We start from the raw sequence: 26,561 nt of genomic DNA on the forward strand, positions 1-26,561 counted from the left end.
CCTGACGTAGCCGATCCGCCATATCTTTGAACGACTGAATAAGTGTATCGTCAATAAAACGATTTAAGGATGTATGAAGGATGAGACGCTTTTGTTTATCATAAATTTGCACCATGGGCTTAAATCCTTCTATGGAGCGTTGGTGATTATCTAATATACGTGGTAAGAAAGGGAATATCACAACCATCCCATCCGTTGTAATAATTTGCTCAGAAATTGTCATTGCCATGTATTTCATGACGTCGAGCCGTTTTTGCGTTTCATTGTAGCGTATCCACATGATAGAGAAAAGACCAATAACGACAAGACCAACACATATAGTGAGTACATAACGAGTTGTCCAATAGGTTAATAGCGTCTTCCGCTCTTTATTTTTCATTGACACAGAACTGATACCCCAATCCCCGTAGTGTACGAATCTCTCCTTCATCGGTTGGCCAGTTTTGTAAGGTTCTCCTGATCCGTTTCACCGCTAGATCAACAGCACGATCACTGCCCTCATAATCCATACCCCAAACGTGTTCGATTAACTGCTCCCTTGTAAAGGTCTGATTGGGATGCTGTGCGAGAAATAAAAAAAGGGACAGAATACGTGGTGTGAAAGTAAGTTCAATGCCGTGTAACATAACAGAATGAGCCTGGTAATCTACTTTTAAACTACCAAAAATCCGTGCCTGATAGTCACCCATGACCAGCAAAGTGCGTCGCATGACAGCATTGACACGTGCCACAACTTCCTCACCAATGAAAGGCTTGGTAATGTAATCATCAGCACCCTGATTTAACCCAGTTATCTTCTGGTCCAGTTGTCCTAACGCTGTTAACATGATGACGGGACAACTACTTTTGCTACGTATATACTCTAGTACCTTCCAACCGCTCTGCCCTGGTAGCATGACGTCCAATAAGACCAGAGAAGGTGTCACACGATCGAATATAGTAATGGCTTCTTCACCGTCAAAGGCAAGCTCCACCTGATATCCCGCTTTTTCCAAATAGACTTGTAAAACCCGAGAAATCGACCCTTCGTCTTCTACGATTACTATTGTTTGCATATCATATGCTCCCTTCCAACTGTATAACGTTTGAAGGATTAGTGTAAATGCCTTTCTCTTCCATCCGCATTTCGAATTGTTCCTGAGTTAATGTACCATTTTTCAATTGTTCCCCCAGCACCCCTTAAAGTAGACATTGGAAAAACCCTCGAGGTTATCCGATGAACTTTAGGGGGTGTATTTTTATGGCAATCAAAGGACAGAAGTTTAGAAGTTATCCAGAATCACTTAAATTGGAAGCAGTACGATTGCATCTAAATGAAAAGTGGACTCACAAACAGATAGCTGAACACTTGGGAATTAACGATAAAGATCGTGTTAAAGTTTGGATGAGAAAAGCGGGGGGAATTTAGCTTGCTTGAATCAACGTGGACGACGTGAGGTGTATCTTGATCAGGATTTACTACTGGCTTTGTTTGAAAAACTTATAATTCCAGATTGTTAAATGGGAATTAGTCTTAACTAAACATCTAAAAGATGAGTGCTAAAAATCACTTCTGAAGAAAAGGAGTTAAAGAAACATTTTATTATTATATTGTACACAACTAAGTTTTAATACAAAAGAGCCGGTTTACTCTTAACGGGGTAAACCTCGGCTCTTTTTTGTCGAAATCTGCTTAACGTGGTTTTTTCCAAAATGCTGGCGGTATTCAGGATTTTCCCCATAACGATATAAATAAAAGTGAATAAATATTTCCTAGTTTTCTCCTTAATTGATTGAAACGACCATTTCTTTACTATCTGATACCTCATTGTTTAGCTAACTCATCCAAATCCCAATTTTTTCTATACAGATAAACTCCAGATTGTTCTGATATAATTCTTTTAGGTGATGAAAAATGTCTTATCGAATCCTGGTCATTGAAGATGACATAGATATTCAGGAAGTAATAAAAGAATTTTTATTAGCACATGGTTTTTTGGTTGAAACTGCTTCAGATGGGTTAGAAGGAGTGGCACTCTTTAACAAACAAGAGTTTGATCTCGTTGTATTAGATATTATGATGCCAAATTTAGATGGCTATCAAACTTCTAAAATAATAAGAAGTACATCGAACGTACCTATTATTATGTTAACTGCTTTAGAAGAAGAACTAGACCAAGTTAAAGGCTTTGAATCAGGAATTGATGATTATATTACGAAGCCATTTTCATTTGATATTTTAATTAAAAGAGTAGAAGCGATACTAAGAAGAAGCAGAAACAAAGAGCATAATCATATTTATACATTTCAAGAGTTAAAAATTGATTGTGATACGTATAGAGCCTTTGTAAATGAAGAGGAAGTAATCCTAACTACTAAAGAATTTGAAATTATTCAAACATTATTAGAAGCTAAAGGCAAAGTCATTTCGAGAGAAGCCATGTTGGATAAACTTTGGGGATATGACTACTACGGAGATTCTAGAATATTAGATACTCATATGAAAAACATAAGAAAAAAGCTTAATCTACCCTATCTTAAAACAGTAAAGGGGATTGGTTATAAAATTGGCACATAAACTTCTTCAGATCATAAACAGAAAAAGTATATCTTTTAAAATTTTTCTTGTAACCCTGATTCTTCTATTAGTTTCCGCCAGTACTATTTATCTAACCCTCTACTTCTATCTCCCTATTTTTTATGAAAAATACAAAACAAACAGCTTAGAAGTAGAGAGTAATAGATTAGTAGAGAAAGCAAAAAATCTTTATTTGGATGATGCTACAATACTTTTCGATAAATTTGAACAAAATTTCAATGCTTATCCATCACTAACTGACAATACAGGCAAAATCGTTTTTCCTTTAATCAATTATCGCATTTTATCAAAAGCTCAAAGGTTAGATGAAAATTTAGATTTAGATAATGAACCTGAAATTTTAACTATAGAAGAATCAACTGCTCAAGTTGGAGTTGCTTTAACTGCTCAAGTTGGAGTTGCTTCAACTTCTCAAGCTGGAATTATTACTATGAATAACTTGCCAAAGACCTATAAGATTTCTGTACCAATTGTGTTTAAAGATGAAACATTAACTCTAAACATACATGCAACGTTGCAGCCAATTGACGAGGCTTCTCAAGTATTATTATTGCTTATTCCTTATATTGGAGTAGTGATTTTTATTATTTCGATTAGTGGAGCCTATATTTATTCTAAGATTTTTTCTAAACCATTAATTACTATTAATCATGTAGCTAAGAAAATGGCTAATTTGGACTTTACAGCTAAAATAAATCTTGATTCAACAGATGAGATAGGTCAGCTGTCCAGAAGTTTAAATGAAATGTCAGCAAACTTACAAAGAACGATGCAAGAGCTACAAACAGCCAATGAAGCATTGAAAAGTGACATGGAGAAAAAACAGGAAGCAGAAGCAAAACGCAGAGAGTTATTTGCAACAATTTCACATGAGTTGAAATCACCTATTACAGCTGTAAAAGGGCAATTAGAAGGGATGCTTCATAATATAGGTGTATACAAAGAACGGGAAAAGTACTTAAAACGGTCTTATCAAATCATGGAAACGATGGAATCACTCGTTCGTCAAATTCTTCAAATATCAAAACTTGAACAACTTGGTTTTACTTCCAAATATGAAAGGGTCAATATATCTACTTTGGTTTGTACTACGATAAATAATCTTGGTTTTTTCGCTACTGAAAAAAATATTCAAGTGATTAACGAAGTACAGGAAGAACTTTTTATCAACACAGATAAACAACTATTAGAAAAAGTAATAGGGAATGTTATTCACAATGCCATTGTATATTCCAATCATTTCGAACAGGTTCACATTCACTTAAAAGATAATGGTAATGGAACGTTGAAATTTGAAGTTTTAAATACTGGAGCATATATACAGGAAGAACATATCAAACAAATATTTGAACCATTCTATCGAGTGGAAAAATCTAGAAATAGGAATACGGGAGGCAGTGGTTTAGGATTATATATTGTTAAAACAGTGTGTGAAGCCTTATCTATTGATTATTCGATGAGAAATACAAAAGAGGGTGTTCTATTTAGTGCTCAAATTAATTAGTATTGCTGTCTTATTGAGTCTTGATAACCGCCCTCATAGACACCCAGATTCGACAATCCTAGGGCATGTTGCGATCCTCAAGAGGGATTGGAAATATGTCCCATTTTTATGTTTTTTGCTTGTATGTTTGATGTAAGCGTACTACGAACAAGTAGTATTGAAACCAAAAAACTACAAAACGCCTTTTTTCACCTTATTCCTTACAGTATTTTGATGCAAAATTAAAGCTTCTAAGAGAAATGATATACTGCTTAATATAACTATTTCCTCTAATTGGAATTTTCGCTTATTTTTTGGTATACTTTGCCTGATATGTAAGAATTGTTTTTTTATTAACTACGTTAATGAGGCGTTCTATTACGAAGATTAAAAAGAATGCCATCTTGTATAACATGATTTTCTTTCTTCTGCCCCTTTATTTACTGTATATTTTCCTAAATACAGAGCGTTTTCATAGACATTACTTTAAAATAAGATTGATTCCGTTTGAAAAAATCATAGATTTCTTTACCCATTTTGAAACGTTTAATCGCTATGAATTACTAGGGAGGATCCTACTTTACATTCCTATTGGGATTCTTATACCTCTGTTATTTAGCTCAATAAACAACATGTTAATAACTTTTGTGTTTACCCTAACCCTTAGCTTTTTAATGAATTCAGTTAAAATAGTAGCTCAGGCTGGTTTCTTTGAAATCGATGATATCATACTTAATGTGATAGGTGTTGTGATAGGATTCGTATTTGTTAAAGGCTGGTTTTCTCTTATAGAAATCTTGTTTAATTCTAAAGAGTCTCACAAAGAAAGCCTACTGCAAAATTAAAAAACGCACCCTTTTGGATGCGTCTCAATAACTATCTAGGAATCTCACCATGTGGATTTCTAAATTTTGTAACGACAATGCTATTACCGAAATCTTTAGTTGCTAAAGTGGCGGTAAAAATATCATCGAACACAAAACCTGCTTTTTTAAATTTGTACACCTTCGCATTATTCCAAGTCCAAATTTCTCCTTGTTTTCCTGCTGGAATATTCACAGTAAATGTATCTTTAAAGGTTTCAACTTCCTTCCATTTTTGTCCTACTTCAGCTTTGAAGGCATCTTGAAATCCCCCATCTACTGTGATTGATGTTTCAGATGTTGCCTCTCTTGAAACCTCACGCACCCATTTGAAATTTTCTTTCGTTCTGTTTTCTGTATAGTCGACTCTATAATCGTATTTTGTCGTACCAACATAATCCATAAGTTGATAGTCCAGCCAAGCCGTTGGTTGTATACCTTTACCTTTTTCGTCATTGTTAGTATTTTGTTCCTTGACAACAGATTCTTTTATAAATCCATTCTGTTCCATGAATTCTTGAGCCTTTTCAGGATCGTCGATATAAATAACGGGTACAGTCTGTCCTTTTTCACTTATGATGTATTCAATCTTATCTGGTGTAATGCTACTGTCGCTCAATGAAGCAGGTAAATCATTTGCTTGAACATTGGTAATTGTCCAAGGAATTGTGACTCCAATAGACAATGCTGCAACCAATGACATTCCAACTAATTTCTTAATCATGGTCATTACTCCCTTTTATGTAAAATACATACAAACCGAATAATAACATACAATTATTGGATATTCCATTCTGTTTGTAGTATTTTTAATATATTCCGTATTTAGGAGGTTCTAAATTCATGTTTAAAATAGGTATTGCGTTTCTTTTTGGAGCTTTCACCCATTTGTTTCTAACTTTGGTTTATGCAGAATACATGTCGCTAGAAATGTTTAAAATCATTGGATCGAAATCAGCTTATGACCTAAATAGTTCTTTCTATTCTCTTTTCTATTGGGAATTGGCCATAAGCGCCGCAATAATTTTACTCTCCTTCTTTATTAAGAAGGAACCAAAGTAAAAATATCCACACATGTATATTGCTAAAAGGGGAAAAACACCCTAGAACTACAAGTTCTACGCATGTGTTTCTAAGTAAGATCGCCAAAATATCGTTGGCGGTCTTCTTTTTTAGAAAAGGACCAACAATAGCAACGTAATATATCAAATTGGAATAATAGTCTATATCTTGTAAACTATTTAACGAATACGTCAGGAGGTGCTAAGCAGTCATGAAAGTAGCGATATACATTTGTTTTTCAACAGATGAACAGGCCAAGGAAAGCGTCTCACTTGAAGAACAACAGGAACGCCTTGTAGCTTATTGCAAAGCTAACGGCTGGAAAGAATATACCCTACATAGATGATTGCTATAGCGCTAAAACAACGGCCCGTCCTGAGTTCCAAAAGATGATGAGGGATTATAGTCTAAAAAGATAGAAATCGTTGTGACGACGAAAATAGACCGTCTGACGAGTCATTTGATACTACTACACCAGTTGGCGGAATGATTTTGTAATACTAGGCGTTTTCGCGGAATTCGAACGCGAACGCAATGCGGAACGTGTTAAAGATAATATGATTCATATGGCTAAGTTTATGGATCAGCGCAAAGGTAAAACCATAGCACGTTCATGCTATGGTTTTGACATTATGATAAAGAGTATGTTGTCAATTCAGTGGAATCTGCCGTCGTATAGCAGCGATTTTAAAACGCACCATTTGTTTCCTTCATCAATCTTTCCAATTCATCAAGCCTTTCCTTAAATACCTGCATCGCGTCCTCTATCGGCTTAGCTGTCGTCATATCTACTCCTGCTTCCTTCAAAACGATAAGAGGCGGTTTAGAGCTCCCTAACGAAAGTAAAGTCTGAATATAGCGCTCTGATTCTGGTTTTCCACCCGCTTCTACTTGTTTGGCCAGAGCCACGGATGCCGCAAAGCTAGTAGCATACTGATAGACATAATAGTTGTAATAAAAATGCGGAACGCGAGCCCACTCCATAGCAATCTCTTGATCCATAACTACCTGTTTACCATAATATTTTTTGTTAATATCCAAATACATTTTCTTAAGGGAGTCGGCCTGCAATGCTTCACCGCGTTGTTCAGCTTCATGCATCGCCTTCTCAAATTCAGCAAATTGAGTCTGACGGAATAACGTTGTACGGAAATTCTCTAAGTTTTGCACGAGCAAAGCCATTTTCTCTTTGTTTGTCTGAGCACTTTTATATTGACTAGTAAACAAGAGATTTTCATTCATGGTGGAGGCAACCTCAGCAGTGAAAATCGGATAACCTGATGTTATATAGGGTTGTGCCTTGTTTGTGTAGTAAGATTGCATAGCATGTCCCAATTCATGGGCAATAGTTGAGACATCTCCCTTTAAGCCTTGATAATTTAGCAATACATATGGGTGTGTATCATAAGCACCCCATTGGTAAGCACCTGTTCTTTTATCGGGTGTGGAATATACATCTATCCATCTGTTATCAAATGCCCTTTTAATGTGAGATACATACTCCTCACCAAGAGGCATAATCCCTTTTACAACCATCTCTCTTGCTTGCTCATATGGGATATATTCCGTTTTGCGATCAAATAAAGGTACATATAAGTCATACATATGAAGCTCTGGTAATGAAAGAATCTCTTTACGTAGCTTTAGATAACGCTCTAATAACGGTAAATTCTTGTTTACGGTGGAAATCAATTGATCATATACCTCTACAGGTACATGATTTGGTGTAAGGCTAGCTTCCAAAGCATTCTTGTACTTTCTATTTGATGCATATAGGTTATTTGCTTTGATTTGCCCTGCAATAGTCTGGGCCAGCGTATCCTGATATTTCTCTAGTGTCTGATACATAGCCTGGTATGCTGCTTTTCTTACCCTCTGATCCTTGCTTTCCAAATAAGTAGCATAATTCGTTCGGGTTAATGGCACCATTTTACCGGATTCAACTTTTATAAGGGGTAACGGGATGTCTTTGGAGAGCATCTTATAAGTGTTTTCTGGGTTTTCTCCCAACGAAGTAAATGAAGCTAACAATTGTTCCTGTTCTTTCGGAAGCATGTGCTGTTTCGTACGAAGCTTTTCTTCAATAAACGGTTTATAAGGGGCTAGTTCTTTTGCCTGCAAAAACTTTTTCATCTTTTGATCGGGTATCAAAATAAGCTCTGGCCCTACCCAAGCTGTTTTTTCCTTAACATACACACGTATCTTTTCCGCCTGGTTCAAAATCGCCTGAGCACTTGGATCTGCCGTCTGTATATCAAAATTCAGCGTAGCATACACGTTCACTTTATCGAGTAGACGCATCAACTGACTATACGCTTCCATTCCTTGAACAAGTGCCTTTGCTGATTGGCCCCATTTCCCTTGGTGCTTCGCAAAATCATCGGCTAGGCGCTTTACTTCCTGCTTATCTTTTTCCCACGAAGTAAGATTTGGATAAGTATTTGCTAGATTCCATGTAAAAATGGTTGGAATTTCTTTGCGATTTTGATATGATATTCGTTGTGTCTCTTTTTTATCCCCTTGTGGATAGGCAAAGGAAACAGACATAAAACTACTGTGGATAAAAAACGTGCATGCCGCAAAAGCGCATACAATGCTCTTTCTTTTTGTAGAAAGCATAGTAGCTGACTCCTTTCTAATACAGTAACACTTCTAAATTTTATTTATGATATACATACTCTAGTTCGGCATGAATTTTATTCAGAAATATTCCTGGTAACAGTCACCTCTATTATTGTGAGAAATTGTGAGAAAATTATTCAGTTCATTTTTGAATAAACCTGTGGATATCTCTGTGGATAGTTTTCTTAAAAAAAGTTATACACAAGTGAAAGCCTTGCTACGTATAGGTTTTCACTTTTTGGGTTATCCACATTTTTTTGTATGATTTTGTGGGTAGTTTTTTTTCCATACAAAAAAATGCCCCCTTATAAGGAGGGCACTGAAAAAGTCCACTTAACAAAAAAAAGGTATAATCCCTCATTTTTCGAGGTGATTGTACCTTTTTTCTGTATAATAAAAGTATCAATTTATGTGGGTGGGTACGATGATTCAAAAACAACAATCAATGATCTTCAGTCCATTTATAGCTATATATGATGTAGTCGTTCCGAAGGATAATTTGTTACGAAAAATCAACGAACTTATGGACTTCTCTTTTGTGTATGACGAGCTTAAGGATAAATACTGCCTAGATAATGGTCGTAAAGCTATTGATCCTATTCGTATGTTTAAATATTTATTGTTGAAGTCTATTTATGATTTGTCTGATGTAGATTTGGTTGAACGTTCGAAATATGACATGTCATTTAAGTATTTTCTCCATATGGTACCAGAGGAGAAAGTGATAGAAGCGAGTTCTTTAACCAAATTTCGAAAGCTACGTTTAAAAGACATTAACCTTCTAGATATGCTTATTAATAAAACAGTTCAAATCGCTATTGAAAAGGGGATTATCAAAAGTAAAGCTATTATTGTTGATGCTACTCATACGAAAGCTCGCTATAATCAAAAATCTCCGAAGGAGATCCTCACGGATCGATCAAAGAAATTAAGAAGAGCCGTCTACACAATAGATGAAAATATGAAGCAGAAGTTCCCTGCTAAAACAACATCCAATGTATTAGAGGATGAAATAGACTACTGTCAAAAGCTCATTGACGTAATCGAAAAAGAAGGCAATATCTCCGAGTATCCAAAAGTAAAAGAACAGTTAAATCTACTGAAAGAAACTGTCACTGATGACCTCGAACAGTTGCAAATCTCAGAAGATCCTGATGCAAAACTTGGTCATAAAAGTGCAGATTCCTCGTTTTTTGGCTACAAAACACACTTGGCAATGAGTGAAGAAAGGATAATCACAGCCGCAACAATTACTTCTGGAGAAAAAAGTGATGGAAAGCAATTACAAACGTTGATTGAGAAAAGTATAGAAGCTGGCATGGAGATTGAAACAGTTATCGGTGATACAGCTTATTCGGAAAAAGATAATATTATTTACAGTAAAAAGAATGAAATCAAACTAGTTTCTAAATTAAACCCTCTCGTTACGCAAGGGAATCGTAAAAAGGAAGATGAATTTGAATTTAATAAGGATGCCGGGATGTATGTGTGTAAAGCAGGACATATGGCAGTCCGTAAAGCTCGACAAGGGAAAAAAGGTGTAGGGAAAAATCAAACGGATACGTATTACTTTGATATTGAGAAATGCAAGCAATGTCCATTGAAAGAGGATTGTTATAAAGACGGAGCAAAAAGCAAAAGTTACTCAGTGAGTATTAAATCCAGTGAACATACTGAACAGGCAAAATTCCAAGAGAGTGAGTACTTTAAAGAAAAATCAAAGGAAAGATATAAAATTGAAGCGAAAAACAGTGAGCTAAAACACAGACACGGGTATGATGTGGCATCATCTTCGGGTCTTATTGGCATGGAGTTACAAGGGGCAATGGCTATATTCACTGTAAACTTAAAAAGAATATTGAAATTAATGGATTAAAAACAAAATAATAAACCGATGAAAATGGTAAAAAGACGACTCTTGCATTCAAGAAATGAATTTGAGCCGTCTTTTTTTTGATGAAGCTATATAATTCCTTCGGAAAATCGTAAGATTTTCAGTGCCCTCCTTATAAGGAGGCATCTTTTCTTATCTAGCATATTATGGTTATTCCTCTGAGGACTCTTTTGGCGCTGACACCAATACCTTTTTCATCTTCTTTTCAAATTCTAATCGCGGAATCATCACACTGTGATCACATCCCGTGCATTTAATTCGAATATCCATCCCCATACGAATAATCTTCCATGCATTCGTGCCGCACGGATGCTGTTTTTTCATCTGGACGATATCTCCCAGATCAAAATGCTTTCTTTCCATGAATTCACCCACCCGGATTTATCACTTTTTTATCTTTACTCATCATAACAGTTTTAGGGTATGGAATTTCAATACCTCTATGAATAAATTCTTGTTTAATTCGCGCTCTCATCTTACGCATAATTCCAAAATGCGTATTAGGCTTACACTCTGCTGTCACACGAATAATGACTTCAGATGGTCCTAACGCTTGTACGCCCAACACCTGCGGCGGAGTTACAATATCCTCTTCTTCTTTATCCATTTTATCTACGATTTCCTTTAATATCTGTTCTACATGCGTCAAATCCTCCTCATAAGCGATAGAAACATCGACAAAGGCGACGGAATTCTGAACCGAGAAATTAGTCACTTGATTAATCGTACCATTTGGAAAGATATTTACTTCTCCCGTCCAGCTTTTAATTTTTGTGATACGTAAACCAATAACCAAAACGGTTCCCGTAATTCCATTGATCGTCACCATGTCTCCCACAGCAAATTGATCTTCAAAAATAATAAAAAATCCTGTAATAACGTCTTTTACTAAGCTTTGCGCTCCGAATCCCACTGCTAGACTCAGTACCCCAGCACTAACTAATACTGGTTGCAAATCTAGTCCTATTTGCCTTAGTACAACCAATAGTGTAATGAAATAGATCGTATATCTAGACACATTTTTAACCAGTATGCGCATAGTATCTACACGACGTCTATCAAATTGAATCATGCTTTTTTCACGATTAATAAAAATGCGATCTACCGATTTTCCAATAATGGTTACTAAAATACGCGCCATCACAATAATGAGGACAATCCCCATCAATCCAAAACCTTTATCCACCCAAAAATCGGGGTTTGATATTATTCCATACACCTGAGTCCACATCTTTTGAAATGCTGTTAAGTTGGCAGTCAAGTCTTGTTGTATTTCCTCCAAGTCTCTCATCCCTTTCTTTTTTACATAGATATCTCCACGTAGGTTCCATTTTCATAGCGAAAAAATCCACGTATAACTACGTGTTGCGAAGTAATGATAGCCAGAGCCTGTTCAAATGACTCTCGTGGAAATTCAATAGATAGTGCACATCCAGCCGTAATTTCTTTAGGCGTCGGTCGGGTATCAATTTCAATATCGTCATATTCCAATAACATTTCTGCCCGTAACGCTTGCTGTGTTGAATCAAAAGCGATCAAGACGGTACCTTCCATCTTTGTGCCCTCTCCTTTTCCTTCTAACCTCTATCACACTTACTTATCTACTTATTAGTAAAGCTTTATCTATTTTACCCGGAGATGAGACTCTCTTCTACTTTCTCTTACAGTTTTTCATCAATTTCTAATCTCAAAACTCCTTGTTCAGGTATAAAACACCATGAATCTCCATATACTAGGAATACTTTTATTTTCTTGGGGGTATCTATGAAACGATTTGAAGAGAATCCGGATGTTTCTTATCCTCCTTTTAAAGTTGATCACACACATGAGTCAGCCACGAGAAAATTGTCTGCTCATCTATATGAACGTTTCCTTCAAAAGTCAGTTGATCAAGATCTGGTAATCCTTTGCATTGGAACAGATCGCTCTACAGGTGATGCCTTAGGTCCTTTGGTTGGCTCTCGATTACAAACGTATTATCTTGACCACATCTCGGTATACGGGACACTTGAATCTCCTGTTCATGCTGTTAACCTCGAAGATCAAATCACTATGATTACAGAAAGACACCCTAATGCTCTCATCGTAGCTATTGACGCTTGCTTGGGACAATATCAACACGTAGGATGTATTAACGTCGCTGATGGTCCAGTGAAACCTGGAGCTGGAGTCAAGAAAGAATTACCCGCAGTCGGACACTTTCATATAACCGGAATTGTGAATGTCGGTGGGTTTATGGAGTACTTCGTCTTACAAAACACGCGATTACATATTGTAGTCAGCATGGCAGATATTATTGCCTCAGCTATTTCCAAAGCAACAACTCAATTATTCTCTCCTCAGCTTGATTACACATGGCAGGATATGCCGTATGTACGAGACGGTAGTTGATACTAAAAAGGAGACCTCACTCACGGTAAGGTCTCCTTTTCATTTTCATCCTCTTTTATCCGACATAAAAAGCCTCGGAAATTTCATTAATTGCCGAAATCAGTCGCCTCACGTCGGTTTCGTCGTTATATACCCCAAAGCTGGCCCTCACAGCGCCTCTTTTTTCAGTACCTGCCGTCTCATGTCCAAGCGGCGTACAATGATAACCAGCTCTAACAGCGATTTGATATTGTTGATCTAAAATAAATGCAATCTCAGAGGCATCTGCGCCTTGTACATTAAAGGCAACGAGCCCAACCCGTTCAATAGACAAGTCAGGTCCGTATACCTCCACTCCATCTATCTTTATCAATTCTTCGATGGTCATTTTTGTTAACGACCATTCTTGATGATGAATCTGCTCAATCCCTGTTTCTAATACAAACGATACACCAGCACCAAGCCCCGCAATACCCACTGTATTAGCTGTTCCACTTTCGTAACGATCTGGTCTGGTCGTTGGCTGTTCAATAGCCTCAGATTGACTTCCGGTCCCACCATGAATCAATGGTTCCAGATTTATCTCATCCCTCACAAATAAGCAACCTGTTCCTTGTGGGCCATATAAACCCTTATGTCCAGGAAACGCCAACATATCAATCTTCATCTTGTTAACATCTATAGGTAAAATTCCTGCTGTTTGAGAAGCATCCACCAAGAAAGTAAGCTTATGACGTCCACTCAGCTCGCCCAGCTCCTGAATTGGTAAAATAACACCTGTTAGATTGGATGCATGGCTGACCACAAGCAGTTTTGTCTCCGTTCGAAACGCTTGTGCAAAATCCTCAGCATAAAACAACTGATCTTCACGTGGCGTGACATAGGTAATTTCAATTCCAAGCTTTGCGCGTAAATATTCAAGTGGTCTGCGTACAGAATTATGCTCAATCGATGATGTTACCACATGATCCCCTGGCTGTAAGAAACCTTTTATGGCTTGATTAAGGGCCTGCGTCGCATTTTGATAAAAAAAGAGGTCATTCGGGTTCTCAATCCCAAACAACCTAGCAAGTTGTACACGCGTCCGAAACAATGCCTTACTGGCCTTCATAGCCAGAGTATGTCCTCCTCGACCAGGATTGGCTGCGTACTCGTCAATTACTTCTATCATGACTTCTTTTACCTGAGGTGGCTTTGGCCAAGAAGATGCGGCATTATCCAGATAAGTCACTGACATAGGAAAATCCCCTTTACTCTTCTATTTGCAAAATATCAAGAATACGTTGCAGATCGTCATCGGAGTAAAATTCTATTTCTATCTTTCCCTTTTTATTACTTTTATTGATTTGGACACCTGTTCCAAAGCGATTCTGTAAGCGTTGTTCCCATTGTACATATACTTTTTCCTTAGTAACAGGCTTTTTCTTTTTGGTTTCACGTGAAACATGAAGCTGTTTCACCGTTTCTTCCAATTGGCGTACTGTCCATTCATACTTAATAACTTCGCAGGCCAGTTTCCATTGTAACTCAGTATTCTCTACGGGAATTAATGCTCTAGCATGTCCCATTGATAAGGAAGATGTTGCTACTAGTTTTTTTATTTTATCGGGCAACTGTAACAACCTCATAATGTTTGTTACGTGTGGACGACTTTTCCCTACTTTTTGTGCTAATTCCTCTTGGGTATAAGAGCAATGCTCCATTAATTTAAAATAAGCTTCTGCTTCTTCCATCGGGTTTAAATTTTCCCGTTGAAGATTTTCGATGAGAGCAAGCTCCATAATCTGTTGATCAGTATAACTTTTGACAACAACAGGTACCTTTTGCAAATCTGCCAATTTAGCAGCACGCAGACGACGTTCCCCCGCCACTAGCTCATATCCTTTAATACTTTTCCGTACAATTAAAGGCTGAATAATACCATGAATCTTGATGGATTCCCCTAGTTCTTGTAGAGCTGTTGGTTCAAACTCTTTACGAGGCTGGTACGGATTGGGACGGATCTCACTGACATCGACGTCTGTAACTTGCTCGCTCTCTTCAATCAAATTAGAGGTAATTAAGGCGCCTAACCCTTTTCCCAAACGTTTACTCATATACCGACCACTTCCTTAGCCAATTCAGTATAAACTTCGGCCCCTCTCGAACGTGGATCATAGCTGATAATTGCTTGTCCATGCGATGGTGCTTCGCTTAGTCGCACATTGCGTGGAATAATTGTTTGATACACTTTATCTTGGAAATATTTCTTTACCTCATCAATTACCTGAATACCTAAATTCGTTCGCGCATCTAGCATAGTTAACAATACACCCTCGATAGCTAGATTTGCATTTAAGTGCTTTTGAACCAATCGAATCGTATTTAATAGCTGACTAAGCCCTTCTAGCGCATAATATTCACATTGAATAGGAATAAGCACTGAGTCAGAGGCAGTTAGCGAATTGACTGTAAGAATCCCCAGAGATGGAGGGCAATCAATAATAACAAAATCATAGTTATCTTTAACGACTTCCAGTGCCTTCTTTAAGCGGATTTCTCGTGAAATGGTTGGTACTAGCTCTATTTCTGCTCCTGCTAATTGTATCGTAGCAGGGATAATGGATAGCCCTTCAATCTCAGTGGGCAGAGTTGTTTCAATCGGACTGATATCATTAATTAATACATCGTATACGCAATAGCGCACATCAGCTTTATTAATGCCAACACCACTCGTAGCATTTCCTTGTGGGTCAATATCCACTAACAAAACCTTTTTGCCTATACTAGCCAGGCAAGCGCTTAGATTCACAGCAGTTGTCGTCTTACCAACGCCGCCTTTCTGATTGGCTACTGCAATTACTTTCCCCAAAATCTCCACCTCATTTGTACATGTTACTTGTGAGAGCAGCTTGTCGTATTCCTGACGCTGTTCGCGCAAAATTAGCTGTTTTTAAGAACGATTTTGTTGATAAAGTACACAATTTAGATGTTGCCCGTATTCAATATATACATAATAATACAGAAAAAGAAAGGCGGCTCATGCCGCTTTATGACTGAGGTTTTTGATTTTTAGGGATACGAATCGTAAATTGATAATATTCATCGTAATCCTCTTCATTTGTTTCCACAGGTAAACCTGTTTGAATAACCATATCAATTGATTGACGCACCGTATTAATAGCAATGCGCGAATCACGTGAAAAGGCCTTAAAACGCCCCCGCTTTTCCTTTTCAGGTTTAGGATTTTCAATGATTTCAAGCAGTTGTTTCACTCTAATTTCCGTTTGCTTAACGTTAAGCTCTCGCAAAGAAATTTCTTCTAACACCTTAATTTGTAGCTCTGCATCCTTAAGCGGTATCAAAGCACGAGCATGTCGCTCCGTAATCCGTCTAGCCATCAATGCTTCTTGAATCAGTTGTGGAAGATGTAAAAGACGTAATTTATTGGCGATAGTTGATTGTCCTTTACCCAGACGTTGAGCTAAACTCTCCTGCGTTAGATTATGAAGGTCAATGAGTTTTTGATAGGCATATGCCTCTTCAATAGAAGTCAGACCTTCACGTTGTAAATTCTCAATTAAAGCGATAGAGGCTGTTTGTGTATCATTAAAATCTTTTACAATAGCGGGTATCCGCTCCATACCGATCCTTTTCGATGCACGCCATCTTCGCTCTCCCGCAATGATCTCAAACTGGTTGTTACGAACACGAACTACGATTGGTTGAATAATACCATGTGTCTTGATTGTTTGGCATAGTTCTTCAATTTTTTCTTCGTCAAATACAGTTCTAGGCTGATAAGGATTGGGGACAATCTCATCAACTGGAATTTGCTTAATCTCCTCGTTTTCCGCTTTATCCGAGAGACCAAACAAACGTGAAAATTGATTTTTTACTGTCATTCTGAAATCCCCCACTTCTTTACACACAGTTAGAAAAACTCATGGTGGCCAAGTCTTTGGTGATGGCCAAAATTTAGCGATGATAGAACCTTACGTACACTTACTTATCCAGGATTTATCGCTTTACAAGCAAAGAGAGAAGAACGTAAATATCTCTTCTCTGACTTAAGGCTCTGTTACTATACATTTCGCACAGGACGATGACGGTTAGAACCCGCACCTCTATGCATGAAAGTATTCTTCATAATAAGCCTAAATCCTGCCGACTAAATAGATAATCTTTATGTTTCACGTGAAACAGCAAGATATACTATTCCTCTTCCATACGCCTTTTTCTTTTTATCCGTTTCACTTTTGATACAAATATTTTTTCTTCTTTTTCTACTTCATCGTCTTCATATTGTTCACTTCTGAAGTATTGAAACAACCCTGGAAACAATCGATGAAAATCTAAAGCGAGATAGGCAAAAAAAGAAGCAACAATAGCCGTAACATACATACCTGCGCTAAATAATAACCCAATAGCAGAAGCTACCCACATTCCGGCAGCCGTTGTTAGCCCTTCTACACGACCATTAAATTTCATGATCGCACCTGCTCCTAAAAAGCCCATGCCTGTCACAACCTGCGCTGCCACCCGACCAGGATCTTCATTAGCTCCTCCAGATTGAAATCCATAAATAGAAGCCAGACCAAACAAACATGATCCAAAGCAAACCAAGCTATAGGTACGAAAACCAGCTACCTTTTGCCGTTGCGATTTTTTGGCATATCGTTCACGCTCAATTCCCATGATAGCTCCCGCACAAAATGCCAAAATTAATCGCAATAATATAATTGGTAGCTCTGGTGGGAACACTTCTTGAATAAAATCACCCATTACTTCTCCGCCCTCTCCTGCAGATACAAGAACTGATTCATGTTCATGAAGTAACAAAATCTGGATGTATGATATCTCTCTTTGTATAACGGTTAATTGAGCTAAACTTTTCATGTTTTCTTCTATTTTTATGTAAGAAGAATAAATTTTCTGTCCTTCATATGTTCATAAATTCAAAAAAAGAAGTTAGTTCCAATTAGGAACTAACTCCTCTCCTATATACAAACATTTAGTAACTACAGTAATGGTTTTTTCGCAGGAACGCCTGGACGACGAGGATACGTTTTTGGTGTTGTCTCTATTTTGTTGATAAGAATAATATTTCTTTCCCCCGCTTCGTCAGGCAGCTCAAAACTCTCCACCTTACGTGTTTTACCACCAAGTAGCTTGATAGCACGCTTAGCCTCATTCAGCTCAAGCGTAACATCTTGCCCCTTCATTGAAGCAAACAAACCATTTTGCTTAACCAAAGGCAGACAAAACTCTGCTAACAAGTTCAATCGTGCCACCGCTCTCGCTGACACGATATCAAACTTCTCACGATACTGTTTATCCTGGCCAATTTCTTCCGCTCTTCCATGTACGGGATACAAATCAGTTAAGCCTAGTTCTTCACCAACATGACTTAGAAAATTCATACGTTTTTGCAACGAATCAATGATGGTCATCTGTAGATGTGGAAAGCAAATTTTAAGCGGAATGCTTGGAAATCCAGCTCCTCCTCCTACATCTGCCATCCTTTTGATATCATGTAACGGAACATAGAACGCTAAAGAAATGGAGTCATAAAAGTGCTTATTGTATACTTCATCTTCTTCTGTAATGCCTGTTAAATTCATCTTCTCGTTCCATTCGACCAATAAACGATAATATTGATCGAACTGGTCCAATTGTTCGGAAGTAAGCACAATCCCTTTTTCTTGTAGGCGTGCAGAAAAATCCTTTTTGCTCATTCCAGTCTCCTCTATTCAGCTACTTGGTTTAGCATGCGATGAAATTGCTCCATATAAATCATTAAAACAGAGATATCGGCTGGTGTTACACCGGAAATACGTGATGCTTGACCAATGTTTAGTGGACGAATTTTTTGTAGCTTTTCACGTGATTCTTTCGACATACCGGAAATAACTGTGTAGTCGATGCTTTGCGGAATAAGCTTCTCTTCCACTTTTTTCATCTTTTCTACTTGAGCTAATGATTTACGAATATATCCGTCATATTTGACTTGAATTTCTACTTGCTCACGCACATCCACGCTTAACTCTTCTGGAGCAGGAGAAATGCGGTGGATCTGCTCATACGTTACTTCTGGACGACGTAATAATTGGGCTAGATCAATGACCTCTGTAAGCTCAGGTGTACCTGTCTCACGAATTACTTCCTGTGCCAATTCATTTTCCGGACGGATACGCGTCTGATGCAATCGTTCCTTTTCCTTTGCCACTAGCTCGCGTTTTTGTTGAAAATGACGATAGCGTTCTTCACTGATTAAGCCAATATCGTATCCAATGTCAGTTAACCGCATATCTGCATTATCATGACGAAGCAATAGACGGTATTCTGCACGAGAAGTTAACAAACGATAAGGTTCATTGGTACCTTTCGTAACTAGATCATCAATGAGAACGCCCATATAAGCTTCCTCACGTCCTAAGATAACAGGCGGTTTCCCCTGCACCTTACGTGCTGCATTAATACCTGCCATTAGACCTTGTCCTGCAGCTTCTTCATAGCCTGACGTACCATTAATCTGGCCTGCCGTAAACAGACCATCTACCAATTTTGTTTCCAAGGACGGCCACAATTGTGTAGGTACGATAGAATCATACTCAATGGCATAACCAGGACGCATCATCTTAACCTCTTCCATACCAGCCATAGAACGAAGCATGCTCAACTGAACATCTTCAGGCAGACTGGTTGACAGACCTTGTACATACATTTCTTCTGTATGACGACCTTCTGGTTCCAAGAAGATTTGGTGACGTGGTTTGTCGTTGAAACGTACTACCTTATCTTCAATAGACGGGCAATAGCGTGGTCCAGTTCCTTCAATCGCACCAGAATACATCGGAGCACGGTGTAGATTATCCTGAATTACTTCATGAGTTTCGAGATTCGTATATGTTAACCAACATGGTAATTGATTTGGAATTGAAGCCGTTGTTTCATATGAAAACGCACGTGGCTCCTCATCACCTGGTTGAATTTCCATTTGAGAGAAGTCAACGCTACTTTTATGCACACGTGGCGGTGTCCCCGTTTTAAAACGAACAAGATCAAAGCCCAATTCTTTTAAATGCTCAGCCAATCGCACTGATGGACGCATGTTATTTGGTCCGCTTTCATACTGAAGATCACCAATAATGATCTTCCCACGTAGATACGTACCTGTTGTAACGATGACTGCCTTCGCTTTATACCGTGCCCCTGTGTTCGTAATAATACCTTCACACACGCCATTATTTACTATTAGTTCCTCTACCATTGCTTGACGCAAAATTAGATTTGGCGTATTTTCGATGGTTTTCTTCATTTCATGCTGATAGGCAAACTTATCCGCCTGTGCACGTAACGCATGAACAGCTGGACCTTTCCCTGTATTAAGCATACGCATTTGGATATATGTTTTGTCTGTATTTTTGCCCATTTCGCCGCCTAGTGCATCGATTTCACGAACTACGTGTCCTTTCGCAGGACCACCTACCGATGGATTACAAGGCATATATGCTACGGCATCTAGATTTATGGTGACAAGCAGGGTTTGACACCCCATACGAGCAGCTGCCAGTGCAGACTCACAACCTGCATGACCTGCCCCGATAACAATTACGTCAAACTCTCCGCCATTGTATGTTGTGCTCATGTTTCTACCTCCTATTTACCGAGACAGAATTGGGAGAAAATCTGATCAATTAAGTCCTCACCAACACTCTCCCCGATTACTTCTCCTAATAACTCCCACGCCTTTTTTATATCAATCTGCACCATATCAACCGGCATTTGCTGATGAATGCCATCTATAGCATCCTCCATCGCCTGTTCCGCTTGACGTAGCAAATTAATATGACGTGCGTTACTCACATACGTCATATCTTCCTGTTGTACACGACCTGTAAAGAATAGATGGGCAATGGCTTGCTCTAACTGATCAATCCCCTTCTCTTCCTTTACGGAAGTTAGAATCAGGGGTGCATCAGGAAAAGCTTCTTTTACCTTATCTAATTCTAGCTTTTGTGGTAAATCGGTTTTATTAATAATAATGATGACTTGTAAGCCTTTTGCTGCTTCAAAAATAGCTAGATCATCATCATGCAAAAACTCATTATAGTTTACCATAAGCAGAACCAAATCGACTTGTTGAAGAAGTTGGCGGGACTTTTCTACACCGATCTTTTCAACAATGTCATCTGTCTCACGAATACCTGCTGTATCAATCAGGCGAAGTGGAACTCCTCTTACATTTACATATTCCTCGATAACATCACGTGTCGTCCCAGCAATTTCTGTTACGATCGCTTTATCCTCCTGCACAAAACTATTTAGCAATGAGGATTTACCCACGTTAGGCTTTCCGATGATCGCTGTAGATAATCCTTCACGCAGGATTTTCCCTTGTTTAGCCGTTTGTAGCAAACGAGCAACTTGTTGTTTTACATCCTCGCACTTACCTAACAGGAAATTCTGTGTAAACTCTTCTACATCATGCTCTGGATAATCAAGAGTCACCTCGATATGAGCCATTGCTTCTATTAACTCCTGGCGTAAGCCCTTAATGAGCTTAGACAGCTTTCCTTCTACTTGCGATAAAGCCACTTTTAAGGCTTTATCCGTTTTAGCCCGAATTAAATCAATCACTGCTTCTGCTTGCGATAAATCAATACGACCGTTTAAAAAGGCTCTTTTCGTAAATTCTCCTGGCTCTGCCAACCTTGCTCCATGCTCAAGCACCAAATCTAGTACCTTTTCTACAGAAATCAGACCTCCATGGCAATTGATTTCTACTACGTCCTCTCGTGTAAAAGTACGTGGTGCTCTCATGACAGAAACAAGGACCTCTTCTACTTGCTCATTGACGCTTGGATCAATCAGTGCACCGTAATGTATCGTATGACTATCCACAGTGGATAACTGATTTTTACCGCGATAAATTTTATCCACAATCGTAAGTGCATCATCGCCACTCACACGAATTACTGCAATTCCACCTTCACCCATGGGCGTAGCGACACCTGCAATCGTATCCATATTCACTATATTTCACCTCAAAACTATGAAGTAGGCATTCTATTTCTAACGCCTTAGCATATCACATTTTTCCCCCAAAGAATAGAGCGCCTGCTGATGATACTTATCCACAGTATTGGCAAAATCAGAACAGGAAAAACGCACAAAAAAAAGAAGCCTAGCGTGAGGCTTCTTTTTCCTTCGGTTTCGGTGCAACCACAATATAACGATGCGGTTCTTCACCTTCACTAAACGTAATTACATCGGAGCGTGTTTGCAAAAAGGCATGAATTACTTTGCGTTCTGCTGCTGTCATCGGTTCCAAACGTACGTTTCGTCTAGTATGAATCGCTTTTTGAGCAAGACGATAAGCCAATTTCTCTAAGGCCTCTTTGCGCTTTGCCCGATAATTTTCTGCATCTAAAATAATTCGAACGTGTTTTTCCGAATGTTTATTGGCTACAACGTTAACCAGATATTGCAAGGAATCCAATGTCTGGCCACGTCGTCCGATCACCATGCCTAAATCTTCACCAATCATGTGGAAAACCGTACCCTCTGATTGTTTTTGAGAATCTATTTTTACCTGAAGGTTCATTTGCTTTAACACATCAGCTAAAAAAGTGCGTCCCTCTTCAATCGGCTCATACTGTACTTCCACTTCTACTTTTGCATCTCTGGTGCCAATTAAACCAAGAAATCCTTTACTCGGCTCTTCCAGTACGCGAACATTTACTCTGTCTCTTGTTACTCCAAGTTCTCGCAGTGCCTTTTCAACAGCTTCATCAATCGTTTTGGCTGAAGCTAGCGCTTTTTTCACTTGGAAGCTCCCCCCTTGGGACTTTTCTGAGTAGCACGGTTATCTTTGTATAAGAAATACGTTTGGATAATCATATAGATGTTACCGTATACCCAATACAAAGCAAGGGCAGAAGGTAACGTCATAGAAATTACCAAAATCATTATAGGCATCATATACAACATCATTTGCATTTGAGGGTTGTTTTGCATAGCAGAACCCATCATTTTTTGTTGCAAGAATGTTGTCAGAGCAGCTAAAACAGGCAAGATAAAGAACGGATCCTTTTCCCCTAGCTGCATCCATAGAAACGATTGTTCACGGATTTCGGTCGTACGAATAATCGCATTATAAAAGGCAATAAGAATAGGCATTTGAACCAATAATGGTAGACAGCCTGCCAGCGGATTAATGTTATTTTTCTGGAACAATAACATAGTTTCTTGCTGTACTTTTTGTGGATCATTCTTGTACTTATCTCGGATTTTTTGAAGTTCCGGTTGAATAACTTGCATTGCTTTAGAAGATTTAATTTGCTTCACGTTAAGTGGCAATGTCAAAGTACGAATTAAGATCGTTGCAACCAAAATTCCAAGTCCGAAGCTGCCGCCAAGTAGTAGAGCAGATTCCTTGATCAGCCAAGATAGTGGATAAACAAAGAATTTATCCCAGATTCCAGTTGATTCAGGACCAATTGGCGGAGGATGTGCAATATCAGTCCCACATCCTGCCAGAATTACCATTAGTAACCCAAGCAGAAGGACATAACGAATACGACTACTCAAAGACATGTTCCTCCTTTAGTTAAGGAAAGTTATATTATTTATGTTTCTCTGGTACTGGGTCAATTCCTCCTGGATGAAAGGGATGACATTTGGCAATTCGCACAACGGCAAGCCACCCACCCTTCCATACACCAAAACGGCGTATGGATTCAATCGCATAAAAGGAACACGTAGGCGCAAATCGACAGGTTGGAGGTTTTAATGGTGAAATAAATTTCTGATAAAAGCGGATAAACCCAATCAAAAATTTCTTCATTGTCATCTAACCTCTTTTTTCGTTATGTATGTCAACCGCCTTTACTGCTTTTGCTCTTTTTAGGGCATGCATTAAAGAGCCTTGCATGGAGGCAAGCGGCATCTCTTCTACTCCTGGTCTCACAATTACAATAATATCCAAATGAGGGCTAATTCGATCCTCAATCGCAGCAATCGCTTCTTTTAAAAGACGCTTTACCTTATTACGTGTGACAGCGTTGCCAATTTTTTTACTGGCAGAGATCCCGATTCGAAAAGTGGCTTGTCCCTGATTTTCTAATGTATAAATAACAAACTGTTTGTTAGCTGCTGATTTTCCTTTTTGAAACACCGTCTGAAACTCTTCGTTTTTTCGCAATCGATGCGAGCGATGCATTGGTGGACACCCCTACCATCAACATTATAGTGGAAAAAAAGGGCGCATTCCACTGCTTCTAGTATTACCAAGAAACAAAGGAAGAAGCCAGCCAGGGGCTGGCTCCTCACATATATTCTCTCACCTTTTTCTATAGAAGAAAATGATCTTTTACATCTATAGAAAAAGGCCACTTTAAAATGTGGCCTAAGCGGAAAGCACCTTTCTACCTTTACGACGACGGGCAGCTAAAACCTTACGGCCATTTTTCGTGCTCATACGTTTGCGGAACCCGTGATCTTTCTTGCGTTTACGGTTGTTAGGATTAAATGTAGGTCTCATATTGAAGTTACACCTCCGTCCTCCAAGCATTCTTTGGAATTATATAAAGAAATAATCAAAAAGTCAAGTTACTGGTGATGTGTTCCCATTTGCCAAATTAATCCCTCTATAACCTTCTCCTTCGTTATCGTGTTTCTACTATTTTTCTTTTTTTCGTCTATTTTCTACTATAAATAACTATCCACAAAAGATTATTTCCCGTGCCTGTGTATATCTTTTTTATCCACAGAAAAGTTTTCGACAAATTTATCTACAGCTTGCACACAAAATATAGGGGTGTTGATAGATTAGGGATACTATTTGTTGTGTTTGTGGATAACTATTAAAAAACCATTGATATCATGGCTTTTATTTGATATCATGTTTTTGTTTTGATCCGTTGATAAATGAAATGGGATTTTTACTTTTCCACAGCATGTGGATAAAGTTGTGGACAGATATTCTGCATTGTGAATAAGATACTCACATCTATGCGGATAATTGTCTTATTTTTTTCTCAAAAGGTACGGGAGTCCGTGATGACATATGATTTAGCGTTTTTATTTATCCACAATGCCTGTGTAGTGCGAAAGGAGGGATTTACTAGGTGGACGCAACGATTATTGAATTATGGCGAAAAGTTTTAGCTAAAATCGAGAAAACATTAAGCAAGCCTAGCTTCGACACCTGGTTGAAGGCAACAAAGGCAACTGCGTTAGAAGAAGATTCTTTGATTGTAGTCGCTCCTAATGAATTTGCTCGTGATTGGCTAGAATCTCGCTACTCACCACTTATCATAGAAACGCTATATGAAACGACAGGCATCCATATGAAAGTGAGGTTTGTCGTTCCCCAAAATCCCGATTTCGGTCTTACTGATGAGTTACCTATGGCGAAAGCAAAATTAGTATCTCAACCTCTAGCTGGCGACGATCAACCGCCTAGCATCTTAAATCCGAAATATACATTTGACACATTTGTAATTGGTTCGGGGAATCGTTTTGCTCATGCAGCTTCACTCGCTGTAGCAGAAGCACCCGCTAAAGCTTACAATCCGCTATTTATTTACGGGGGCGTAGGTCTTGGTAAAACACATTTAATGCATGCGATTGGTCATTATGTGATTCAGCATAATCCATCTGCGAAAGTGGTCTATTTATCATCTGAAAAATTTACGAATGAGTTTATTAACTCCATTCGTGATAATAAAGCTGTTGAATTCCGCAATAAATATCGTAGCGTAGATGTTCTGCTTATAGATGATATTCAGTTCTTGGCTGGAAAAGAATCAACGCAAGAAGAATTTTTCCATACCTTTAACGCGTTGCATGAAGAAAGCAAACAAATAATCATTTCATCCGATCGACCCCCAAAAGAAATTCCTACTTTGGAGGATCGACTTCGTTCCCGTTTTGAATGGGGCTTGATAACGGATATTTCACCACCTGATCTAGAAACTCGAATTGCAATCCTGCGCAAAAAGGCTAAAGCGGAGAATTTAGATATTCCCAATGAGGTTATGATCTATATTGCTAACCAGATTGATAGCAACATTCGTGAGTTAGAAGGTGCTTTAATTCGCGTTGTTGCTTATTCTTCTCTGATTAATCGCGATATTGATACGCAATTGGCAGCTGAGGCACTAAAGGATATCATTCCTTCCTCCAAACCAAAAATCATTACGATTATTGATATTCAACGTGCAGTTGGTGAAGCTTATACTTTAAAATTAGAAGATTTTAAGGCCAAAAAACGAACAAAATCCGTTGCTTTCCCAAGGCAAATAGCCATGTATCTATCTCGTGAGCTGACCGATGCCTCCCTCCCTAAGATTGGAGACGAATTTGGGGGTCGCGATCATACAACGGTTATCCATGCCCATGAAAAAATTTCAAAATCATTAGCAGCTGACCCTCAATTGCAGGTTACCGTTCAAACTCTTATTGAAAAATTGAAGGCTGGTCATTAAACTATTTTTTTCTGTGTACATTTGTGAATAACCTAAAAAGCCTATACACAACTTATCCACATGTGTATAGGCTTTACTTATCAGCACATTTCGAGGATATCCACAAATCCACAGCGCCTATTACTACTATTACTATTTTTTAATATAAAATAATACTTACTAGTATATGCATAAAGCATGCGGAATTATGCATGATCATTTCTATAAAAAATCC

28 protein-coding genes and 1 pseudogene are annotated in these 26,561 nt (G+C 38.3%); 9 read left to right on the forward strand and 20 right to left on the reverse strand.

Annotated elements, in window-relative coordinates:
* Window positions 1-40: 40 nt before the first annotated feature.
* Both EEL30_05535 and EEL30_05540 read right to left on the reverse strand, forming a co-directional pair.
* Window positions 41-379: pseudogene (locus tag EEL30_05535) on the reverse strand (two-component sensor histidine kinase).
* Window positions 369-1,055 (reverse strand): DNA-binding response regulator, encoded by a 687-nt coding sequence (locus EEL30_05540; protein QDX91875.1) that lies wholly within the window; start codon window positions 1,053-1,055, stop codon window positions 369-371. Before EEL30_05540 ends, EEL30_05535 begins: the two are co-directional and overlap by 11 nt.
* A 185-nt stretch (window positions 1,056-1,240) precedes the next feature.
* Between EEL30_05540 and EEL30_05545 the strand changes: the two genes are divergently transcribed.
* From EEL30_05545 to EEL30_05560, 4 genes are all read left to right on the forward strand, one after another.
* The gene (locus EEL30_05545) at window positions 1,241-1,408 is read left to right on the forward strand and encodes a transposase (protein QDX91876.1); all 168 of its coding nucleotides are present in this window, start codon (window positions 1,241-1,243) and stop codon (window positions 1,406-1,408) included.
* Between the two features lie 486 nt (window positions 1,409-1,894).
* Window positions 1,895-2,557 (forward strand): DNA-binding response regulator, encoded by a 663-nt coding sequence (locus EEL30_05550; protein QDX91877.1) that lies wholly within the window; start codon window positions 1,895-1,897, stop codon window positions 2,555-2,557.
* 13 nt (window positions 2,558-2,570) lie between these two features.
* Window positions 2,571-4,082 carry a HAMP domain-containing protein gene (locus EEL30_05555; protein QDX95678.1) on the forward strand — a complete coding sequence of 504 codons (1,512 nt, stop codon included), beginning with the start codon at window positions 2,571-2,573 and terminating at the stop codon, window positions 4,080-4,082.
* 344 nt (window positions 4,083-4,426) lie between these two features.
* A complete protein-coding gene (locus EEL30_05560) occupies window positions 4,427-4,906 on the forward strand; it encodes a hypothetical protein (protein ID QDX91878.1) in 480 nt (159 codons plus the stop codon).
* 31 nt (window positions 4,907-4,937) lie between these two features.
* Here the strand turns inward: EEL30_05560 and EEL30_05565 are convergent, their stop codons facing one another.
* Window positions 4,938-5,645 carry a hypothetical protein gene (locus EEL30_05565; protein QDX95679.1) on the reverse strand — a complete coding sequence of 236 codons (708 nt, stop codon included), beginning with the start codon at window positions 5,643-5,645 and terminating at the stop codon, window positions 4,938-4,940.
* Window positions 5,646-5,767: 122 nt separating this feature from the next.
* Between EEL30_05565 and EEL30_05570 the strand changes: the two genes are divergently transcribed.
* A complete protein-coding gene (locus EEL30_05570) occupies window positions 5,768-5,986 on the forward strand; it encodes a hypothetical protein (GenBank protein QDX91879.1) in 219 nt (72 codons plus the stop codon).
* A 211-nt stretch (window positions 5,987-6,197) separates the two neighbouring features.
* Window positions 6,198-6,332 (forward strand): recombinase family protein, encoded by a 135-nt coding sequence (locus EEL30_05575; protein QDX91880.1) that lies wholly within the window; start codon window positions 6,198-6,200, stop codon window positions 6,330-6,332.
* A 341-nt stretch (window positions 6,333-6,673) separates the two neighbouring features.
* Here EEL30_05575 and pepF read toward each other — a convergent pair whose 3' ends face one another.
* Window positions 6,674-8,605: an oligoendopeptidase F gene (gene pepF / locus EEL30_05580; GenBank protein QDX91881.1), complete on the reverse strand. Its 1,932-nt coding sequence runs from the start codon at window positions 8,603-8,605 to the stop codon at window positions 6,674-6,676.
* A gap of 427 nt (window positions 8,606-9,032) precedes the next feature.
* On the opposite strand from pepF, the gene EEL30_05585 reads away from it, so the two are divergent.
* Window positions 9,033-10,484 carry an IS1182 family transposase gene (locus tag EEL30_05585; GenBank protein QDX91882.1) on the forward strand — a complete coding sequence of 484 codons (1,452 nt, stop codon included), beginning with the start codon at window positions 9,033-9,035 and terminating at the stop codon, window positions 10,482-10,484.
* Between the two features lie 168 nt (window positions 10,485-10,652).
* Here the strand turns inward: EEL30_05585 and EEL30_05590 are convergent, their stop codons facing one another.
* The 3 genes from EEL30_05590 to EEL30_05600 are packed head-to-tail and all read right to left on the reverse strand — an operon-like array spanning window position 10,653 to window position 12,056.
* The gene (locus EEL30_05590) at window positions 10,653-10,865 is read right to left on the reverse strand and encodes a DUF951 domain-containing protein (protein ID QDX91883.1); all 213 of its coding nucleotides are present in this window, start codon (window positions 10,863-10,865) and stop codon (window positions 10,653-10,655) included.
* 4 nt (window positions 10,866-10,869) lie between these two features.
* Window positions 10,870-11,784, reverse strand: a complete 915-nt coding sequence (locus EEL30_05595; GenBank protein QDX91884.1) for a mechanosensitive ion channel family protein — start codon at window positions 11,782-11,784, stop codon at window positions 10,870-10,872.
* Window positions 11,785-11,804: 20 nt separating this feature from the next.
* Window positions 11,805-12,056, reverse strand: a complete 252-nt coding sequence (locus EEL30_05600) for a DUF3343 domain-containing protein (GenBank protein QDX91885.1) — start codon at window positions 12,054-12,056, stop codon at window positions 11,805-11,807.
* Between the two features lie 210 nt (window positions 12,057-12,266).
* Here EEL30_05600 and yyaC point away from each other — a divergent pair, with 210 nt between their 5' ends.
* The gene (yyaC, locus tag EEL30_05605) at window positions 12,267-12,893 is read left to right on the forward strand and encodes a spore protease YyaC (protein QDX91886.1); all 627 of its coding nucleotides are present in this window, start codon (window positions 12,267-12,269) and stop codon (window positions 12,891-12,893) included.
* 55 nt (window positions 12,894-12,948) lie between these two features.
* Here the strand turns inward: yyaC and EEL30_05610 are convergent, their stop codons facing one another.
* The 13 genes from EEL30_05610 to EEL30_05670 form a co-directional block, all read right to left on the reverse strand.
* Window positions 12,949-14,109: an aminotransferase class V-fold PLP-dependent enzyme gene (locus tag EEL30_05610; protein QDX91887.1), complete on the reverse strand. Its 1,161-nt coding sequence runs from the start codon at window positions 14,107-14,109 to the stop codon at window positions 12,949-12,951.
* A gap of 13 nt (window positions 14,110-14,122) precedes the next feature.
* Window positions 14,123-14,968, reverse strand: a complete 846-nt coding sequence (locus tag EEL30_05615) for a ParB/RepB/Spo0J family partition protein (GenBank protein QDX91888.1) — start codon at window positions 14,966-14,968, stop codon at window positions 14,123-14,125.
* Window positions 14,965-15,723, reverse strand: coding sequence for a ParA family protein (locus EEL30_05620; GenBank protein QDX91889.1), 759 nt, complete (start codon window positions 15,721-15,723; stop codon window positions 14,965-14,967). The genes EEL30_05615 and EEL30_05620 overlap by 4 nt, the downstream gene beginning before the upstream one ends.
* 178 nt (window positions 15,724-15,901) lie before the next feature.
* The gene (gene noc, locus EEL30_05625; GenBank protein ID QDX91890.1) at window positions 15,902-16,756 is read right to left on the reverse strand and encodes a nucleoid occlusion protein; all 855 of its coding nucleotides are present in this window, start codon (window positions 16,754-16,756) and stop codon (window positions 15,902-15,904) included.
* A gap of 310 nt (window positions 16,757-17,066) precedes the next feature.
* Complete coding sequence (locus EEL30_05630; GenBank protein ID QDX95680.1) at window positions 17,067-17,636, reverse strand: MgtC/SapB family protein; 570 nt, start codon at window positions 17,634-17,636, stop codon at window positions 17,067-17,069.
* A 236-nt stretch (window positions 17,637-17,872) separates the two neighbouring features.
* Window positions 17,873-18,589 (reverse strand): 16S rRNA (guanine(527)-N(7))-methyltransferase RsmG, encoded by a 717-nt coding sequence (rsmG, locus tag EEL30_05635; protein ID QDX91891.1) that lies wholly within the window; start codon window positions 18,587-18,589, stop codon window positions 17,873-17,875.
* Window positions 18,590-18,600: 11 nt separating this feature from the next.
* A complete protein-coding gene (gene mnmG / locus EEL30_05640) occupies window positions 18,601-20,502 on the reverse strand; it encodes a tRNA uridine-5-carboxymethylaminomethyl(34) synthesis enzyme MnmG (protein ID QDX91892.1) in 1,902 nt (633 codons plus the stop codon).
* Window positions 20,503-20,513: 11 nt separating this feature from the next.
* The gene (mnmE, locus tag EEL30_05645; GenBank protein ID QDX91893.1) at window positions 20,514-21,884 is read right to left on the reverse strand and encodes a tRNA uridine-5-carboxymethylaminomethyl(34) synthesis GTPase MnmE; all 1,371 of its coding nucleotides are present in this window, start codon (window positions 21,882-21,884) and stop codon (window positions 20,514-20,516) included.
* 157 nt (window positions 21,885-22,041) lie between these two features.
* Window positions 22,042-22,683, reverse strand: a complete 642-nt coding sequence (locus tag EEL30_05650; protein ID QDX91894.1) for a protein jag — start codon at window positions 22,681-22,683, stop codon at window positions 22,042-22,044.
* Window positions 22,680-23,447 (reverse strand): membrane protein insertase YidC, encoded by a 768-nt coding sequence (gene yidC / locus EEL30_05655; protein QDX91895.1) that lies wholly within the window; start codon window positions 23,445-23,447, stop codon window positions 22,680-22,682. Before yidC ends, EEL30_05650 begins: the two co-directional genes overlap by 4 nt.
* 34 nt (window positions 23,448-23,481) lie before the next feature.
* Window positions 23,482-23,703: a membrane protein insertion efficiency factor YidD gene (yidD, locus tag EEL30_05660; GenBank protein QDX95681.1), complete on the reverse strand. Its 222-nt coding sequence runs from the start codon at window positions 23,701-23,703 to the stop codon at window positions 23,482-23,484.
* 6 nt (window positions 23,704-23,709) lie between these two features.
* Window positions 23,710-24,078 carry a ribonuclease P protein component gene (gene rnpA / locus EEL30_05665; protein QDX91896.1) on the reverse strand — a complete coding sequence of 123 codons (369 nt, stop codon included), beginning with the start codon at window positions 24,076-24,078 and terminating at the stop codon, window positions 23,710-23,712.
* Window positions 24,079-24,264: 186 nt separating this feature from the next.
* Window positions 24,265-24,399: a 50S ribosomal protein L34 gene (locus tag EEL30_05670; protein ID QDX91897.1), complete on the reverse strand. Its 135-nt coding sequence runs from the start codon at window positions 24,397-24,399 to the stop codon at window positions 24,265-24,267.
* 586 nt (window positions 24,400-24,985) lie between these two features.
* Here EEL30_05670 and dnaA point away from each other — a divergent pair.
* Complete coding sequence (gene dnaA, locus EEL30_05675; protein ID QDX91898.1) at window positions 24,986-26,347, forward strand: chromosomal replication initiator protein DnaA; 1,362 nt, start codon at window positions 24,986-24,988, stop codon at window positions 26,345-26,347.
* The last annotated feature ends 214 nt before the right edge of the window (window positions 26,348-26,561 follow it).

The organism is Brevibacillus laterosporus, from assembly GCA_007833815.1.
GTDB classification, from domain to species: domain Bacteria; phylum Bacillota; class Bacilli; order Brevibacillales; family Brevibacillaceae; genus Brevibacillus_B; species Brevibacillus_B laterosporus_D.